Source organism: Thiomonas sp. UBA7699 (genome assembly GCF_002482605.1).
GTDB classification, from domain to species: domain Bacteria; phylum Pseudomonadota; class Gammaproteobacteria; order Burkholderiales; family Burkholderiaceae_C; genus Thiomonas; species Thiomonas arsenitoxydans.
The window spans coordinates 87,452-105,481 of the sequence record NZ_DLGH01000032.1 but is presented as its reverse complement, the minus strand read 5'-3'; the positions used below and the strand labels follow the sequence as shown (position 1 = coordinate 105,481).

11 protein-coding genes are annotated in these 18,030 nt (G+C 64.5%); 5 read left to right on the top strand and 6 right to left on the bottom strand.

Annotation, left to right across the window (positions count from 1 at the left end; all coding sequences use genetic code 11):
- The first annotated feature begins 33 nt into the window (after nt 1-33).
- Both xdhB and xdhC read left to right on the top strand, forming a co-directional pair.
- A complete protein-coding gene (xdhB, locus tag B3H47_RS14445) occupies nt 34-2,382 on the top strand; it encodes a xanthine dehydrogenase molybdopterin binding subunit (RefSeq protein WP_286987734.1) in 2,349 nt (782 codons plus the stop codon).
- The gene (gene xdhC / locus B3H47_RS14440; protein WP_286987732.1) at nt 2,379-3,215 is read left to right on the top strand and encodes a xanthine dehydrogenase accessory protein XdhC; all 837 of its coding nucleotides are present in this window, start codon (nt 2,379-2,381) and stop codon (nt 3,213-3,215) included. The genes xdhB and xdhC overlap by 4 nt, the downstream gene beginning before the upstream one ends.
- 22 nt (nt 3,216-3,237) lie before the next feature.
- Here the strand turns inward: xdhC and ilvD are convergent, their stop codons facing one another.
- A complete protein-coding gene (ilvD, locus tag B3H47_RS14435) occupies nt 3,238-5,079 on the bottom strand; it encodes a dihydroxy-acid dehydratase (protein WP_286987731.1) in 1,842 nt (613 codons plus the stop codon).
- Nucleotides 5,080-5,187: 108 nt separating this feature from the next.
- Between ilvD and B3H47_RS14430 the strand changes: the two genes are divergently transcribed.
- From B3H47_RS14430 to B3H47_RS14420, 3 genes are all read left to right on the top strand, one after another.
- Nucleotides 5,188-6,090, top strand: coding sequence for a LysR family transcriptional regulator (locus B3H47_RS14430; RefSeq protein WP_286987730.1), 903 nt, complete (start codon nt 5,188-5,190; stop codon nt 6,088-6,090).
- 68 nt (nt 6,091-6,158) lie between these two features.
- The gene (locus tag B3H47_RS14425) at nt 6,159-6,437 is read left to right on the top strand and encodes a type II toxin-antitoxin system Phd/YefM family antitoxin (protein ID WP_286987728.1); all 279 of its coding nucleotides are present in this window, start codon (nt 6,159-6,161) and stop codon (nt 6,435-6,437) included.
- Nucleotides 6,437-6,757, top strand: coding sequence for a type II toxin-antitoxin system RelE/ParE family toxin (locus tag B3H47_RS14420; RefSeq protein WP_286987726.1), 321 nt, complete (start codon nt 6,437-6,439; stop codon nt 6,755-6,757). The genes B3H47_RS14425 and B3H47_RS14420 overlap by 1 nt, the downstream gene beginning before the upstream one ends.
- A 200-nt stretch (nt 6,758-6,957) precedes the next feature.
- Here B3H47_RS14420 and B3H47_RS14415 read toward each other — a convergent pair whose 3' ends face one another.
- The 5 genes from B3H47_RS14415 to uvrA form a co-directional block, all read right to left on the bottom strand.
- Nucleotides 6,958-7,509, bottom strand: coding sequence for a hypothetical protein (locus B3H47_RS14415; RefSeq protein ID WP_286987721.1), 552 nt, complete (start codon nt 7,507-7,509; stop codon nt 6,958-6,960).
- A 191-nt stretch (nt 7,510-7,700) separates the two neighbouring features.
- Nucleotides 7,701-10,013 carry an ATP-dependent Clp protease ATP-binding subunit ClpA gene (gene clpA, locus B3H47_RS14410; RefSeq protein ID WP_013105756.1) on the bottom strand — a complete coding sequence of 771 codons (2,313 nt, stop codon included), beginning with the start codon at nt 10,011-10,013 and terminating at the stop codon, nt 7,701-7,703.
- A 10-nt stretch (nt 10,014-10,023) separates the two neighbouring features.
- Nucleotides 10,024-10,350: an ATP-dependent Clp protease adapter ClpS gene (clpS, locus tag B3H47_RS14405; RefSeq protein WP_013105755.1), complete on the bottom strand. Its 327-nt coding sequence runs from the start codon at nt 10,348-10,350 to the stop codon at nt 10,024-10,026.
- A 279-nt stretch (nt 10,351-10,629) separates the two neighbouring features.
- Entirely contained in the window at nt 10,630-11,880 is a 1,251-nt protein-coding gene (gene icd / locus B3H47_RS14400) for an NADP-dependent isocitrate dehydrogenase (protein ID WP_286987720.1), read from the bottom strand.
- A gap of 104 nt (nt 11,881-11,984) precedes the next feature.
- Complete coding sequence (gene uvrA, locus B3H47_RS14395; protein ID WP_286987719.1) at nt 11,985-17,930, bottom strand: excinuclease ABC subunit UvrA; 5,946 nt, start codon at nt 17,928-17,930, stop codon at nt 11,985-11,987.
- Between the last annotated feature and the right edge of the window lie 100 nt (nt 17,931-18,030).

Sequence of the window (18,030 nt, the reverse complement as noted above, 5' to 3'; positions counted from 1 at the left end):
CCGCCGGGCCGCCCCAAGGCGGGGTGCGCCCCCTTGGGGGGCAGCGACCGCGAAGCGGGAGCGTGGGGGCCGTCCACTCCGCCGCACGAATCGGCGCATCTACACGTCAGCGGTCAGGCCACGTACACCGACGACGCGCCCGAACTGCACGGCACACTGCACGCGGCGCTGGGGCTTTCTTCCCTGGCGCACGGCAAGCTGCTCGGCATCGACCTCGCCCGCCTGCGCGCCCAGCCCGGCGTGGTGGCCGTGTTCACCGCCGCCGACATTCCGGCGACGAATGACTGCGGCCCCGTGGTGCACGACGACCCGATTCTGGCCGACGGCACGCTGCGCTTCGTCGGTCAGCCGGTCTTCCTGGTTGTCGCCACCACGCAGACCCTCGCGCGCCGCGCGGCGGCCCTGGCACGCGAGGTGATCCAGGCCGAGGCCCTGCCGGCGGTGCTCACCGCCCGCGAAGCCCATGCCCAGGGCCAGTATGTGCTGCCCCCCATGCACCTGACGCGCGAGACGGCGCCCGGCGAACTCGAACGGGCGATGGCCTGCGCCCCGCATCGCCTGCAAGGCAGCTTGAGCGTGGGCGGGCAGGAGCAGTTCTACCTCGAAGGCCAGGTGGCCTATGCCATGCCCACCGAAAACTCGGGGCTGCGCGTGCTGTGCTCCACCCAGCACCCCAGCGAGATGCAGCATGTCGTCGCCCACATGCTGGGGTGGATGCAGCATCAGGTGCAGGTGGAATGCCGACGCATGGGCGGCGGCTTCGGCGGCAAGGAATCGCAGTCGGCGCAATTCGCCTGCTGCGCGGCGCTGGCTGCCCACTTGCTGCAAAAGCCGGTGAAGCTGCGGCTCGACCGCGACGACGACTTCCTCATCACCGGCCGGCGCCACGGTTTCGAGTACGACTACGCCGTGGGCTTCGATGACGACGGTCGCATCCTCGCCTACGAGGTGACCTTGATCGCCAATGCCGGGCATTCCGCCGATCTCTCCGGCGCGGTGCTCACCCGGGCCATCTGTCATGTGGACAACGCCTACTGGCTGCCCAATGTCGCCATCCACGGTTTCGTCGCCAAGACCAACACCCAGAGCAACACGGCCTTCCGCGGCTTCGGCGGGCCGCAAGGCGCCCTCGTCACCGAATTCGTGCTCGACTCCATCGCGCGCAAATTGGGGCATGACGCGCTGCAGGTCCGCCGCGCCAACTTCTACGGCATCGGCCGGAACAACCACACGCCCTACGGCCAGGGTGTGATTGACAACGTTATCTCCCCGCTGGTGGACCAGCTTGTGCAGAGCGCCGACTACGCTGCGCGCCGCACCGCCATTACTCGCTTCAACGCCCACAGCCCGGTGCTCAAGAAGGGGCTGGCGCTCACCCCGGTCAAGTTCGGCATCTCGTTCAATGTCGTGCACCTGAACCAGGCGGGCGCACTCGTCCACATCTACACCGATGGCAGCGTGCTGGTGAACCACGGCGGCACCGAGATGGGGCAAGGGCTGAACACCAAGGTGGCGCAAGTCGTCGCCGAGGAACTGGGGCTGGATTTCGCCGCCGTGCGCTGCACCGCCACCGACACCCACAAGGTGGCCAACACTTCGGCCACCGCCGCCTCTACCGGGGCCGACCTCAATGGCATGGCCGCACTCGACGCCGCACGCACCCTGCGCCAGCGCTTGGCGGCGTTCGCCGCCGAACAGCACGGTGGCCGCACCGAGTCGGTGCGATTCAGTAGCGGCATGGTGCACGCGGGCAACACCACCCTGCCCTTTGCCGCCCTGGTGCAGCAGGCCTATCTGGCCCGGGTGCAGTTGTGGAGCGACGGCTTCTACACCACGCCCGACCTGCATTGGGATGCCAAGACGCTTACCGGCCACCCGTTCTACTACTTCGCCTACGGCGCCGCGGTCAGCGAAGTGCTGGTCGATACGCTCACTGGCGAATGGCGCCTGCTGCGCGCCGACCTGCTGCACGACGCCGGGAGGTCGCTCAACCCGGCCATCGACATCGGGCAGGTCGAAGGCGCGTTCATTCAGGGCATGGGCTGGCTCACGATGGAAGAACTGGTGTGGCACCCGAAAACCGGGGTGCTACTCACCCACGCCCCCAGCACCTACAAAATACCGACGGCCAACGACAGCCCGCCTTCGTTCCACACCGCACTGTTCGACAACCCCAACGCCCAGCCGACCCTCCATCGTTCCAAGGCCGTCGGCGAGCCACCGCTGCTGTTGCCCTTCTCGGTGTTGCTGGCGATACGCGATGCCATTTCCGCCGTCGGCGACCATTGCATCGACCCGCCCCTGCGCGCGCCAGCCACGCCTGAAGCCATACTCGACGCTATCGAGGCGGTGCGCATCCAGCGAGGTTCGGCAGCGCCATGAAACGCGAACCCGCACCGCTCAACCTGCTTGACGGCGAACCCGCGCAGACGCCCTGGGTCTGCGTCACCCTCAGCCGGGTGCGCGGCTCCGCGCCGCGCGAACAAGGCGCCTGCATGCTGGTGGGCACCACACAAACCCGCGGCAGCATCGGCGGCGGACACCTGGAATACAAGGCCATCGCCACCGCGCGGCGACTGCGTGCACGCTGGGCCGCCGAGACGCCAGCCGAACCCCACCTCGAAAGCCACGCCCTCGGCCCCGCACTCGGGCAATGCTGCGGCGGCCACGTCGAGCTTCGCTACGAGATTGCGGCCAGCGGCGCGCTTCCCGTTCCCGCCCCGCTGTTCCATCTGCAGCTTTTCGGCGCGGGCCATGTCGGTCGGGCGCTGGTGCGCGCCCTGCGGCCGCTGCCTTGTCACATCGACTGGATCGACGAGCGGGAGCAGGAGTTTCCGCCTGACGCCTTCGCGCCCGAAGTCGGCGGCGAGTGGCCCTCCACGCTGCGCGCCCTGGCAGTGGACGTCCCGGAAGCCGAAATCGCCACCGCGCCGCCCGGCGCGTTCTATCTGGTGATGACCCACAGCCACGACCTCGACTTTCACTTGGGCGAAACCATTCTGCGACGCGCCGACATCGGCTGGTTCGGCCTCATCGGCTCCGCCACCAAACGCGCGCGCTTTCTGCGGCGCTGGCGCGAACGCGGTGTTTCCGAGTCGGCGCTGGAGCGGCTGGTCTGCCCAGTGGGCATCCCCGGCATTCCGGGCAAGGCGCCAGAGGTGATCGCCGCCTCGGTGGCGGCGCAGTTGCTGCAGGTGGCGGCGCGGACCGGTTGATCGGGCCGCCACCAGTTGCGCGTCAATCGTCCAACAAATTAGCGTCGCGCACCGCGCCCTTGTCGGCGCTGGTCACCAGCTTGGCATAGGCCTTGAGCGCCTGGCTCACCTTGCGGGCGCGCGGCGCTGCGGGCTTCCAGCCCCGGGCATCCTGCTCGGCGCGGCGGCGGGCCAGTTCGTCGTCGCTCACATCCACCCGCACCAGGCGGTTGGGAATGTCGATGACGATGCGGTCGCCCGTGCGCACCAGGCCGATGGCGCCGCCCTCGGCCGCTTCGGGCGATACATGGCCGATGGACAGCCCCGCCGTTCCGCCCGAGAAGCGGCCGTCGGTGATGAGGGCGCAGACCTTGCCCAGGCCCTTCGATTTGAGATAACTGGTCGGGTAGAGCATTTCCTGCATGCCGGGGCCGCCGCGCGGGCCTTCATAGCGGATGACGACCACATCGCCCGGCTTCACCTGCCCGCCCAGAATCGCCTCGACCGCCGCGTCCTGGCTTTCCAGCACCACAGCAGGGCCGGAGAAGGTGAGGATGCTCTTGTCCACCCCGGCGGTCTTGACGATGCAGCCGCGTTCGGCCAGATTGCCGAACAGCACGGCCAGCCCGCCGTCGGTGCTGTAGGCGTGCGCGACATCGCGGATGCAGCCATTGGTGCGGTCGGTGTCCAGCGTGTCGTAACGGCAGCTCTGCGAAAACGCCTGCGTGCTGCGCACCCCGGCCGGGCCTGCGCGGTAGAAGGTCTGCACGTCGTCGCTGGGCTGGCGCGCCACGTCCCAGGTATCGAGCGCGGCGGCCAGCGAGGGCGCGTGCACCGTCGGCACGCGGGTGTCGAGCAGCTTGGCCCGGTCGAGCTCACCCAGAATGGCCATCACGCCGCCGGCGCGGTGCACATCTTCGAGGTGATAGTGGCTCGACGGCGCGACCTTGCACAGCGTGGGCACCTTGCGCGACAGGCGGTCGATGTCGCCCATGCCGAAATCGACGCCACCTTCCTGCGCGGCCGCCAGCAGGTGCAGCACCGTGTTGGTCGAACCGCCCATGGCGATGTCCAGCGACATCGCGTTCTCGAACGCTGCCTTGCAGGCGATGCGGCGCGGCAGCACGCTGTCGTCGTTGCCTTCGTAGTAACGGCGGGCCAGATCGACGATGGTGCGCCCGGCGCGGCGGAACAGTTGCTCGCGGTCGGTATGCGTGGCCACCAGCGAGCCGTTGCCCGGCAGAGAAAGACCCAGCGCTTCGGTCAGACAGTTCATCGAGTTGGCGGTGAACATGCCCGAGCACGAGCCGCAGGTCGGGCAGGCCGAGCGTTCGATGGCCTGCACGTCGTCGTCAGACACCTTGTCGTCCGCCGCGGCCACCATGGCGTCGATGAGGTCGAGCGAAATCACCTTGCCGGCCAGCCGCGTCTTGCCGGCCTCCATCGGCCCGCCCGACACGAAAACCACCGGAATGTTCAGCCGCAGCGCGGCCATCAGCATGCCCGGGGTGATCTTGTCGCAGTTGGAAATGCACACCAGCGCGTCGGCCGTATGCGCGTTGCACATGTACTCCACACTGTCGGCAATGATGTCGCGCGACGGCAGGCTGTAGAGCATGCCGTCGTGCCCCATGGCGATACCGTCATCCACCGCGATGGTGTTGAACTCCTTGCCCACCCCGCCCGCGCGCTCGATTTCCTCGATCACCAACTGGCCGAGATCTTTCAGATGCACATGGCCGGGCACGAACTGGGTGAACGAATTGGCCACTGCGATGATGGGCTTGCCGAAATCGCCGTCCTGCATGCCAGTGGCGCGCCACAGTGCGCGGGCGCCCGCCATATTGCGGCCGGAAGTGCTGGTACGGGAACGGTAGGCGGGCATGGGACGATTCTCCTGCGGGGAAATGATGGACAAAGAGAAAGATTGTCCCGCCCCTCGGCTATATTGAACAATACATTTTTTATGGCAGCGCTATACGCCAAACGAATCATGGAACTGCGGCAGCTCCGATACTTTGTCACCATTGCAGAACAAGGCAGCTTCTCGCGCGCGGCCGAGCGGCTGCACATCTCGCAGCCGCCGCTGTCCACCCAGATCAAGGCGCTTGAAGACGAAATCGGCGCCCGATTGCTTGAGCGCAGCAACCGCGGCGTGGCACTCACTGCCGCGGGCGCCGCCTTTTTTGATGACATCCGCGCCGTCCTCGCCCAGCTCGAACACGCGGTCGAGCGCGCGCGCCAGACCGAGCGCGGCGACGCGGGTACGCTCTCCATTGGCTTCGTCTCCATCGCCGACTTCGGCATCCTGCCGCCCACCCTCAAGAGCTTTCGCGCGCGGTATCCGCAGGTGGACGTGCAACTGCACGAACTCACCACCGATGCCCAGATCCGCGAGCTTCTCGCCGCCGAACTCGATCTGAGCATCGGCCTCGCCCCCGTGGACGAGCCTGGACTGACCTTCACCCCCTTGCTGCAAGAGCCGCTGATGCTCGCCGCCCCGACCGCCCACCCCGTGCTGCAAGAAGGCAGCGGCGCCGTCGATCTGCGCGCCCTCGCCAAAGAACCCTTCATCGTGCCGCCCCGCAACATCGGCCCCGGCCTGTACGACCTCACCCTCAGTCTGTGTCAGGCCGCAGGCTTCGCCCCCCGCATCACCCAGCACGCCCGGCAGATGCAAACCGTCATCGGCCTGGTCTCCTGCGGCATGGGCGTGGCCCTCGTGCCGGCTTCGCTACGCCAGCTAAAACGCCCCGGCGTGCAGTACCGCCCCCTGCTCGGCCAACCCGCCACCATCGAACTCGGCATTCTTCAGCCCGCGCAGACGCCCAACCCCCTGCGGGAGAATTTCATCCGGGCGCTACAAGAAGCTGCGCAAGGTCTGGCGCAGACGTAGGCCACTGCGGTCATTGACTGAGACTGAATTCAGACCTAAATTCAGACTGAATTCACCCCGGAGGCCCCATGCAATCCGTCAGCAACATCAAATCCATTTCCTACCTCAAAAGCCACGCCGCCCAGATATCCGAAGATCTGGAATTGAACGGCACTCCCTATGTCATCACCCAAAATGGCGAAGCCAGCATGGTGATTGAACATGTCAAACAATTTCAGGAAAAAGAAGCGCTAATTTCCGCCCTCAAAATCATCGCACTCGGCGAAAAAGACCGACAACAAGGCAAAGGATTTTCAGTCGAGGAATCGCGCGCCCAATTAAAGGCCGCCCGCCAGAGCCGGAAGTAATGGCCATCATCATCCTTCCCGACGCGCAGGAAGATCTGCTTTCGCTGCAAGACTACATGCTCGACAAATGGGGCGAATCGGCCTGGATAATTGCAGAAGATGAAATTTTTGAAAAATTACGCCTGATAGAAACAGGCATTTTAGACGGTTCACCAATTCCAGAACTGGCTGCTGTTGGAATAATGAATTACAAAAACGTCCTCACATCCCATCACAAGCTGGTGTACCAACACCTGGACGGAAATATCTACGTCTATCTCGCCGTAGGCCACCGCCAAGATTATCCAACCACTCTTCTTAAACGATTGCTTCGCAGGTGATGATGGCGAGCGAAGGAAAGTTGGGGGGCAGGCCTCGTGTTGATTCACTCAGTGCAACAAAGATAGACCTGACCCCATTTGCACGTTTTTTCCTAAAAATTAACAAGACGTAACAAGACGAACAAGACGGGGTCAGGTCTAGCTTTGTTGCAAATGCATCATAGCTAGACCTGACCCCCAACTCTTACACAAGTGTTTCCTTAGCCAAAAAGGTCGCTCGGGAAGGCTTTCCGCGCAATAATTAGTTTTTTCCTAGCTACTCTCCCCTTCTTTCCAGCTGCATTTACATAAGCGCGAAGGCTGTTGCCTTGCTCTGCTGTAACTAAGATTTGATACAAATCCTCATCATGCCCTGCTGATTTTTTTCTACTCTCGATTAGCGTGTTGAACTGATCAACAGTCAGGCAACAAATCTCAGCGTCTTCGATACAAACGAGCGCAATAAACGCATGATCGTTGTGTTTGGTAATTTTTTCGATAGCTGCAACATGGTCGGCCTGAAAAGTGAAGAGATACTCACCTCCACCATTCGGCTCAGATGCGTATTTACACAATAGACCAATATTGTTATTGATCTTAAATGCATTGTTGATCGACTCCCCCTTGATTTTCATCGCGTTGATGGCAGTGAATTGTTCGTGCTCGGCAATTTGCATAAGTGCGGCACCGATGTATTTGTGTTCCGTCCTGATTTTCAATTCACTTCTCCTATGTGAAATTTGCGAAAAATGACAGCGGAAGATTGGGGTCACGAAGATTGGGGTCACGAAGATTGGGGTCCGAAGACTGGGGTCAGGTCTATCTTCGTAGCACCCCTTCATATTCCTCACCCGCAGTCTATCCCCCACCCCGCGCACCACCCTCGCCACATTTGAAACACCCGTATCAAAAAGCAAAACGCCCCGAATAACGGGGCGTTTTACTGAACCGATGCTTGAGAACGTCAGGCCGCAGCGTCCTCGGCTTCTTTTTTCTTCGGGCGCGGTTCGGGCGGGGTGATGTCGAGTTTGATTTTGTCTTTCTCGGCTGCCGCTTCATCAATATCCACCGACACCCGCCCGCCATCGACCAGGCGGCCGAACAGCAGTTCGTCGGCCAGGGCGCGGCGCAGGGTGTCTTGGATGAGACGCTGCATCGGGCGGGCGCCCATGAGGGGGTCGAAACCGGCCTTAGCCAGATGCTTGCGCAGGGCGTCGGAGAAGGTGATGTCCACCTTCTTTTCGGCAAGCTGGGCTTCGAGCTGGAGCAGGAATTTATCCACCACGCGCAGGATGATGGTTTCGTCCAGCGGCTTGAAGCTGATGGTCGCGTCGAGCCGGTTGCGGAACTCGGGGGTGAACAGGCGCTTGATGTCGGCCATCTCGTCGCCCTGCTCGCGCTTGTTGGTGAAACCGATGACGGATTTCTGCATGGCTTCCGCGCCGGCATTGGTGGTCATAATGAGAATGATGTTGCGGAAGTCGGCCTTGCGCCCGTTGTTGTCGGTGAGGGTGCCGTTGTCCATGACCTGCAGCAGCACGTTGAACACATCCGGGTGGGCTTTCTCGATTTCGTCGAGCAGCAGCACGGCGTGCGGCTTCTTGGTCACCGCCTCGGTGAGCAGGCCGCCCTGGTCGAAGCCCACATAGCCGGGCGGCGCGCCGATGAGGCGCGAGACGGTGTGGCGCTCCATGTATTCGGACATGTCGAAGCGAATGAGATCGACGCCCAGAGTGAACGCCAGTTGCTTGGCCACCTCGGTTTTGCCAACGCCCGTGGGACCGCTGAACAGGAAGGCGCCAATGGGTTTGTCGGGCTTGCCCAGGCCGGAGCGCGCCATTTTGATGGCGGCGGCCAGCGCGTCGATGGCGGCCTCTTGCCCGAACACGACGTTTTTCAGGTCGCGGTCTAGGCTCTTGAGCTTGGAGCGATCGTCGGTGGTGACGCTGTGCACCGGCACCCGGGCGATCTTGGAGATGATCTCCTCGATCTCGATTTTGCCGATGGTCTTTTTCTGCTTGCTCTTGGGCAGAATGCGCTGCGCCGCGCCGGCTTCGTCGATGACGTCGATGGCTTTGTCGGGCAGGTGGCGGTCGTTGATGTACTTGGCCGAGAGTTCGGCCGCGGCCGACAGCGCGCCGGGCGAATACTTCACGCCGTGGTGCTCTTCAAACCGCGACTTGAGGCCGCGCAGAATTTCAACGGTCTGCTGCACGCTGGGCTCGACCACGTCGATCTTCTGGAAACGGCGCGACAGCGCGGCGTCTTTCTCGAAAATGCCGCGGTACTCGGTGAAGGTGGTGGCGCCGATGCAGCGCAACTGGCCCGACGACAGCGCCGGCTTGAGCAGATTGCTGGCGTCGAGCGTGCCGCCCGAAGCCGAACCAGCGCCGATCAGGGTATGAATTTCGTCGATGAACAGCACCGCGTGCGGCTTGTCCTTGAGCTGCTTGAGCACGGCCTTGAGGCGCTGCTCGAAATCGCCGCGATATTTGGTGCCCGCCAGCAGCGCGCCCATGTCGAGCGAATAAACCACGGCGTCTTGGAGAATGGCCGGCACCTGCCCTTCGGTAATGCGCCAGGCCAGACCCTCGGCAATAGCGGTCTTGCCCACGCCGGCTTCGCCCACCAACAGCGGGTTGTTTTTGCGACGGCGGCAAAGAATCTGAATGACGCGCTCGACTTCATGCTCGCGGCCGATGAGCGGATCGATCTTGCCCTGCTGCGCCAGCGCGTTGAGGTTGAGGGTGAACTGATCGAGCGGCGATTCCTTGCCCTCTTTCTCGTCCCCACCGTCTTCGCTCGGCGCCGAAGCCGACTTGGCCGGTTCGACCGGCTCGGACTTGCGGATGCCGTGCGAGAGGAAATTCACCACGTCGAGCCGGGTGACACCCTGCTGGTGCAGGTAATAGACCGCGTGTGAATCTTTCTCGCTGAAGATCGCCACCAGCACATTGGCGCCCGTCACCTCTTTCTTGCCGTTGGAGGTGGACTGCACGTGCATGATGGCGCGCTGAATGACGCGCTGGAATCCCAGCGTGGGCTGGGTGTCCACATCGTCCGAACCCGGCACGATGGGGGTGTTTTCCTTGATGAACGCGGTCAGGCTTTTGCGCAGATCGTCCAGATTGGCCGAGCACGCGCGCAGCACCTCGGCGGCAGAAGGGTTGTCGAGCAGGGCCAGCAGCAGATGCTCCACGGTAATGAATTCGTGGCGCTGTTGGCGCGCCTCGACAAAAGCCATATGCAGGCTGACTTCCAGTTCTTGCGCAATCATCACGAGCCTCCTAAATGGCTTCCATCACACACTGCAAAGGGTGACCGGCCTGACGGGCCGCGCCGATCACCTGCTCCACCTTGGTGGCCGCGATGTCGCGGGTGTAAACCCCGCAAACGCCCCGGCCGTCACGGTGCACTTTTAACATGATTTGCGTCGCCGTTTCGCGGTCTTTGTTGAAATAGTGCTGAATCACGACAACCACGAATTCCATCGGCGTGAAGTTGTCGTTGAGCAGGATGACCTGATACATCGCCGGCGGCTTGAGCCGCAGCGTCTGACGCTCGACAACGACGGCGCCGCCGTCTGCTGGAGGGGGGGAATGGGAAGCTGACATGCTCAAAATTGTAGGGAGGTCTGCCGTGGTTTGTTGTCGCCAAGGGTAATTCCGCAAGGTCGGCCGAACAACAAAAAACCGCATCCGAGCCATCCATCTGCGGCGGGGCCGACAGAAAACAAGAGCGGATGATCCCTCACTCGCAACCCGCATAAAAAAGACCGCCGGAGCGGTCTTATGAGAAAACGCAGGGCCGCCCCAAGTTTCCTTGTCCACCCCGGGTGGGCCTGACGCGAACGCGGCAGGTCTGGGGGCGCTTTCAGGCGTCAGCAACGAGGGTCACATATGGTCGATCATCACCTGACCGAAGCCGGAGCAGCTCACCTGGGTGGCGTCTGGCAGCAGACGGGCGAAGTCGTAGGTCACCTGTTTGGACAGGATGGACTTTTCCATACTGGCGATGATGCGGTCAGCGGCTTCGACCCAGCCCATGTGGCGCAACATCATTTCGGCGGAGAGGATTTCGGAGCCGGGATTCACATAGTCTTTACCGGCATACTTCGGCGCGGTGCCGTGGGTGGCCTCGAACATGGCCACGCTGTCGGAGAGATTGGCGCCCGGCGCAATGCCGATGCCGCCCACCTGGGCCGCGAGCGCGTCGGAAACGTAGTCGCCATTGAGGTTGAGCGTGGCGATCACGTCATATTCATCCGGGCGCAGCAGGATTTGCTGCAGAAAGGCGTCGGCGATCATGTCTTTCACCACAATCTCGCGGCCAGTTTTGGGATTTTTGAAGCGCATCCACGGCCCGCCGTCGAGCAACTGGGCGCCGAATTCCTTGCTCGCCAGACCGTAGCCCCAGTCGCGGAAGGCACCTTCGGTGAACTTCATGATGTTGCCCTTGTGCACCAGGGTGACCGACTTGCGGTCATTGTCGATGGCGTATTGCAGCGCCTTGCGCACCAGGCGCTCGGTGCCCTCACGCGATACCGGCTTGATGCCGATACCCGAGGTTTCGGGGAAGCGGATTTTTTTCACCCCCATCTCGTTGATGAGGAAATTGACGAGTTTCTTCGCCCCGTCCGACTCGGCGGCCCACTCGATGCCGGCGTAGATGTCTTCGGAGTTCTCGCGGAAAATGACCATATTGGTCTTTTCCGGGTGTTTGACCGGCGAGGGCACGCCCTGGAAATAGCGCACCGGACGCAGGCAGACGTAGAGGTCGAGCTCCTGCCGCAGCGCGACGTTGAGCGAGCGGATGCCGCCGCCGACCGGGGTGGTCAACGGGCCCTTGATCGACACCACGTAATCGCGCAGGATCTGCAGGGTGATCTCGGGCAGCCACACGTCGGGGCCGTACACCCGCGTGGCCTTTTCGCCGGCGAAAATTTCCATCCAGGCGATCTTGCGCTTGCCGCCGTAGGCCTTCTCAACCGCAGCGTCCACCACCTTGATCATCACTGGGGTGATGTCGAAGCCCGTGCCGTCGCCCTCGATGTAAGGAATGATGGGATGGTCGGGAACATTGAGCGAAAAGTCCGGGTTGACCGTGATTTTTTCGCCTGCGGGCACGCGGATGTGTTGATCCATGGGGGGTCTCCTTCGGTAGTAACCCGAGCATTCTATGCCTCGGCAAGGGTGGAATGAAACAGTCTTGTATATGACATAAGAGATAAGAGTGGGTTTTGCGTGGCTCAAGCCAAATCGGCGCGTGCCGCTCGATATTGCGCCTGATGCTGCGTCCAAGCGTCGCGCAGCGCCTTGGCGGTATGCCCCGGCGCATCGGCTTCGAGGAAGTCGGCCGTCGGCCCCTGCATCACCAGCCGCCCGCCGCCCTTGCCGCCTTCAGGGCCGAGATCGATCAGCCAGTCGGCATTGGCCATCATGTCGAGGTCATGCTCGATGACCACCACGGTATGACCGCTGTCGGTCAGGCGGTGCAGCACGCGAATGAGTTTTTCGGTGTCGGTCTTGTGCAGACCGACGGTCGGCTCGTCGAGCACGTACACCGTCGGCCGGGTTCCGGCGGTGGCGAGTTCGGTGACCAGCTTGATGCGCTGTGCCTCGCCGCCCGACAGAAACGGACTGGGCTGGCCGAGTTGCAGATAACCCAGCCCCACGTCCTGCAGCAATTGCAGCGCGTGATGGATTTTGCGGTGCGCCGCGAAAAACTCGACGGCTTCGTCCACCTCCATCTGCAGCACCTCGCCGGCGTTGCGGCCGCGCAGCCGCACTGCGAGCGTTTCAGGGTTGAAGCGCAGACCGTTGCAATCGGTGCAGGGCACGGTGACGTCGGGCAAGAAGTTCATCGCCACTTTCACCGCGCCCTGCCCCTCGCAGGTCGGGCAGCGGCCGGGGCCAGCGTTGAAGGAGAATCGGCTGGCGGTATAGCCGCGGATGCGCGCTTCCTCGGTGTCGGCGAACAACTGGCGAATGCCGTCCCAGAGGCCCAGATAGGTGGCGGCGCAAGAACGGGGCGTCTTGCCGATGGGGGACTGATCGACTTCGAGCACGCGCTCAAGGCCTTCCCAGCCCGTCAGATCGCCCGCGTCCTCAATCTCGCCCGCATGCCCCGCAAGCCGCTGACGCAGCGCAGGTACCAGCACTTCGCGGGCCAGCGTGGATTTGCCCGAACCCGACACCCCAGTGACCACGGTGAGCCGCCCTCGCGGAAACTGCGCGCTCAAGCCCTGCAGATTGTGCAGGTGCGCGCTGTGCAGATGCAGCGCGGGTTGGTCGGCCCGGGTGAGCGGGCGCGGCTGCAGCGGCCAGGGCATGGGATCGCGCAGGCTGCGCGCGGTGGCCGTGTCGGCGTGGGCCATGACTTCCGCCAGCGCGCCGCTGGCCACGACCTGACCGCCACGACGCCCCGCCCCCGGGCCGATGTCGATGAGATGATCGGCGCGGCGCATGGTGTCTTCGTCGTGTTCCACCACCACCAGCGTGTTGCCCTTGGCCTTGAGCCGGTCCAGCGCGTCGAGCAGGATGCGGTTGTCCCGAGGATGCAGGCCGATGGTCGGCTCGTCGAGCACGTAGCAAACGCCGCGCAGATTGCTGCCGAGTTGCGCCGCCAGCCGGATGCGCTGCGCCTCGCCGCCGGAGAGCGTGGGCGCGCCGCGGTCCAGCCCCAGATAGCCGAGGCCCACCTGCTGCATGAAGGCCAGGCGCGAACGGATTTCGCTCAGGGCGTCGCGCACGATCTCGGCTTCCCGCGGCGTGAGGGCCAGTGCTCCGAACCAGGCGGCCGCGGCATCGATATCGCGTGCGGCAAGCTGGGCGATGGACTGATCGCGCAGCCGAACCGCCAGACTGTCGCGGTTCAGCCGCGCGCCGTGGCAGCTCGGGCAGGTGGACGGAGCGCCCGGCTCAGCCTCGGGCGCGGCCTTGCGGCCCCGGCCCGGTTTGCCTCGCGACGCAGCCTTCTCGCCGTCCGCCTCGGCCCAGGCGGCCTCCTCGCCGGTCTGCTCGGCATCGAAACCGGCGATCAGTTCCCCGGTGCCGAAGCAGGTGGGGCACCAGCCGGTGGGCGAGTTGTAGGAAAACTGGCGTGGATCGAGTTCGCGGAAGCTGCGCCCGCAGCCCGGACAGGCGCGTTTGGTGGACAGCAGCAGGCTGCGCATCGGTGGCTCGGGCTGCCCGGCTTCCATCGCCTCCTTCAAACCATCCAGCGGCGCCAGCACCAGCACCACGCCTTTGCCCAGCGCCAAGGCACGCCGCAGCAGATCACGCAATGCCTCCTCGTTCTCCGCCCGCACCACCACGTCGCCGACGGGGAGTTCGATGCTGTGCTCCTTGAAGCGATCGAGCCGCGGCCAGGGATCGGTCGGCACGAATGCGCCGTCCACCCGCAGATGGGTGTAGCCCATGCTGCGCGCCCATACCGCCAGATCGGTGTAGTAACCCTTGCGCTGCACCACCAGCGGCGCCAGCAGCCCGATGTGCTGGCCGCGCCAGTCGCGCAGCAATTGCGCGGCAATGGCCTCCGGGCTTTGCGGCTCGATGGGGATGTTGCAGTCCGGACAGTATTGCGTGCCGCACTTGGCGTAGATCAACCGCAGGAAGTGATACGCCTCGGTGAGCGTGCCCACGGTGCTCTTGCGCCCGCCGCGGCTGGTGCGTTGCTCGATGGCGACCGTGGGCGGAATGCCGACGATGGCTTCCACATCGGGCCGCGCCGCGGGTTGCACGAACTGCCGGGCGTAGGCATTGATCGACTCCAGATAGCGCCGCTGACCTTCGGTGAACAGTACGTCGAAGGCCAGGGTCGATTTGCCGGAACCGGAAACGCCGGTGATGACCGTCATCTCGCCACGCGGAATATCCACATCGACCCCGCGCAGATTGTGCTCACGCGCCTGGCGGATGGCGATGAATCCGGCCTTGCCGGCGCGCAGCGCGCTGGCGAGGTGCGGGCCGACGGGTTCGTCGGCGGCGGAGTAGCTCGCAGCGGGCTCGGCGGCTTGCAACAGAGACGAGGCGTTCGCTGCCCCCTCCCGGCCTCCCCCACAAGTGGAGGAGGTGAGAACGGCGCTTCGCGCGTCCTTCGGATGCCCCTCCCGACCTCCCCCACGAGTGGAGGAGGAGAACACCCCCTCCCCACTGGGTGGGGAGGGTTGGGGTGGGGAGGGGTTTTGCCCGGCCCGTCGCTGCGCCGCATCCCGCGCCAGCGCCTGGCCGGTAAACGATGTCGCGCAGGCGGCCAGCTCGTCGGGCGGCCCAGCGAAAACCAGCCGCCCCCCGGCGTCGCCCCCTTCGGGGCCGAGGTCGATGACCCAGTCCGACGAGGCGATGACATCGAGGTTGTGCTCAATCACCAGCACGGTGTGCCCGGCGTCGAGCAGTTTGCGCAGGGCCCGCAGCAGTTTGGCCACGTCGTCGAAATGCAGTCCGGTGGTCGGCTCGTCGAACAAGAACAGCGTGCCCTTGCGCGCCAGTCCGGCCCGGGTCTTGGCGGCCTCGGCCAGAAAACCCGCGAGCTTGAGCCGCTGGGCTTCCCCGCCTGATAGCGTTGGCGTGGGCTGGCCCAGGCGCAGATAGTCCAGCCCCACATCCACCAGGGCCTGCAGCGTCCGGGTGATGTCGGCCTGGCCGTGAAAGCGCTGCAGCGCCTCGGCCACGGTGAGGTCGAGCACCTCGGCCATGTTCAGCGGGGCGAACCCGGCCTGCGCCGGCAGTTGCACTTCGAGCACTTCGGCGCGGTAGCGCTTGCCGTCGCAGTCGGGGCAACGCAGGTAGACGTCCGACAGGAACTGCATTTCCACATGCTCGAAGCCCGAACCGCCGCAGGTGGGGCAACGGCCGTCGCCGCTGTTGAAGCTGAAAGTGCCCGCGGTGTAGCTGCGCTCGCGTGCGGCGGGCAAAGCGGCGAACAGGGCGCGAATGCCGTCGAAAGCGCCGACGAAACTCACCGGGTTGGAGCGGGCCGTCTTGCCGATGGGCGACTGATCGACCAGCACCACATCACCCACCTGATCGGCGCCGAGCAGGCGGTCGAAAGCGCCGGGCACGGGTGCGGTCTTGCCCAGCGAGCGGGCCAGCGCCGGATACAGCACGTCGCCGATGAGGGTGGATTTGCCGCAGCCCGACACGCCAGTGAGCGCCGTCATGAAGCCCAGCGGAATCTCGACCGTCAGCGACTTGAGGTTGTGCTCGCGCGCGCCTTCCAGAATGAGGCGCGGCGCCAGCAGACCGCCCTGCGCATCGCGGCGCGGGGTGCGTCGGCGCGGCAAAGCATCGCTCACCTTCAGTTCACCGCTGAGGTAACGGCCGGTCAGCGTGTTTGAGCGCTGCGCCTGATCGAGTGTGCCCTGGAATACCAGATGCCCGCCGCGCTCGCCCGGGCCGGGGCCGATTTCCAGCATCCAGTCGGCGGTGCGCATGAGCTGGGGATCGTGCTCGACGAGTAGCAGCGAATTGCCCGCCTCCTTGAGCCGATGCAGCACACCGCCCAGCCGGTCGAGATCGCGCGGGTGCAGGCCGATGGACGGCTCGTCGAGCACGAACAGGGTTTGCGTCAGCGCCGTACCTAGCGCGGTGGTGAGGTTGATGCGCTGCACCTCTCCGCCCGACAAGGTGCGCGACTGGCGGTCGAGGGTGAGATAGCCCAGGCCGACATCGCGCAGGTAGCGCAGACGCGAGCGGATGTTGTCGAGCAGCATGCTGCTGGCGGCTTGCGCCATGTCCGGCAGCGCCAGATCGGCGAACAGACGCTGCAGACGCTCGATCGGGAGCGAGTTGACGTCGTGCAGATTCAGCCCCGGCAGGCTGGCCAGCACGGCGTCGCTCCAGGACGCCCCTGCAGGGCGAAATCGCGCGTAGCTGCCCTCTCCGCCGATCGCGGCCTCGGCCTGTTCCAACGAGCCGATGCGCCACAACAGCGCTTCGGTCTTGAGCCGCGCGCCCTGGCAGGTGGGGCAGGCGGTGTAGCTGCGGTACTTGGACAACAGCACGCGCACATGCATCTTGTAAGCGCGGCTCTCCAGCCAGTCGAAATAGCGCCGCACCCCGTAGAACTGCTTCTGCCAGTTGCCGCGCCAGTCGGGGTCGCCCTCGATGACCCAGGTGCGCTCGCGTTCGCTGAGCTCGGCCCAGGGCACATCGAGCCTGATCTCGGCCTGCGCGGCGTAGCGCTCCAGATCGGTCTGGCATTCGGCAAAGCTCTGCGTCTGCCAGGGTTTCACCGCCCCGGCCCGCAGGGTTTTGCGCGCATCGGGAATCACCAGATCGAGGTCGACGCCGATCACCCGGCCGAAACCGCGACAGGTTTCGCAAGCGCCGACGGGCGAATTGAAGCTGAACAAACCCGGGCTGGGGTCGCGGTAGTGGATGTCGCAATCCGGGCAGTGCAGATCCGAGGAATAACGCCACACCATCCCATTGCTCTCGGCGGCCTCAACATCGCGCGGCAGCTCGTGCACTTCCATGCGTCCCTGGCCCAGCCGCAGCGCCGACTCGACGGCCTCGCTGAGCCGCGCGGGCTCGTCGGTCGGCAGACGCAGCCGGTCCTGCACCACGTCGAGCACCCGTCCTTTGGGCGTGTCGCGCTCGCCGAGAATGCGGGTGTAACCCTGCGCGGCGAGCTGCTGGGTGATGTGCTCCACGCTCATGCCCTGCGGCATTGCCACCGCGAACACCACGGCGGCGCGCAGCCCCTGCGGCAGCAGGCGCGCGCGGCGCTGCACGTCCTCGACGATGCTCTGCGCCGTATCCCGCCGCACCTCCGCGCCGCAGCCGCGGCAGTACAGTCTGGCCGCACGGGCGAACAGCAGCTTGAGATGATCGGCCAGCTCGGTCATGGTGCCCACGGTGGAACGCGAGGTGCGCACCGGGTTGGTCTGATCGATGGCGATCGCCGGCGGAATGCCTTCGATGCGATCGACCTGCGGGCGATCCATGCGGTCGAGAAACTGCCGCGCGTAAGGCGAGAACGTCTCGACATAGCGCCGCTGCCCTTCGGCGTACACCGTGTCGAACACCAGCGAACTCTTGCCCGACCCCGAAACGCCGGTGACGACGACAATGCGCCCCAGCGGAATGTCCAGATCGAGGTTCTTGAGATTGTTCTGCCGCGCACCGATGATGCGGATGGCGCTCTCCTTATCTGAGGAAGATGCCGAAGAGCTGGGGAAATGTGCAGTCATCCGAGCACTATACCGGCAGCGATTGCACCGCGTCTCCAGCAGGACTTTGCGTTGGCGGCCCATCAAAAACTGACTCACAGCCGTCCTTCAGCCGCGCCCG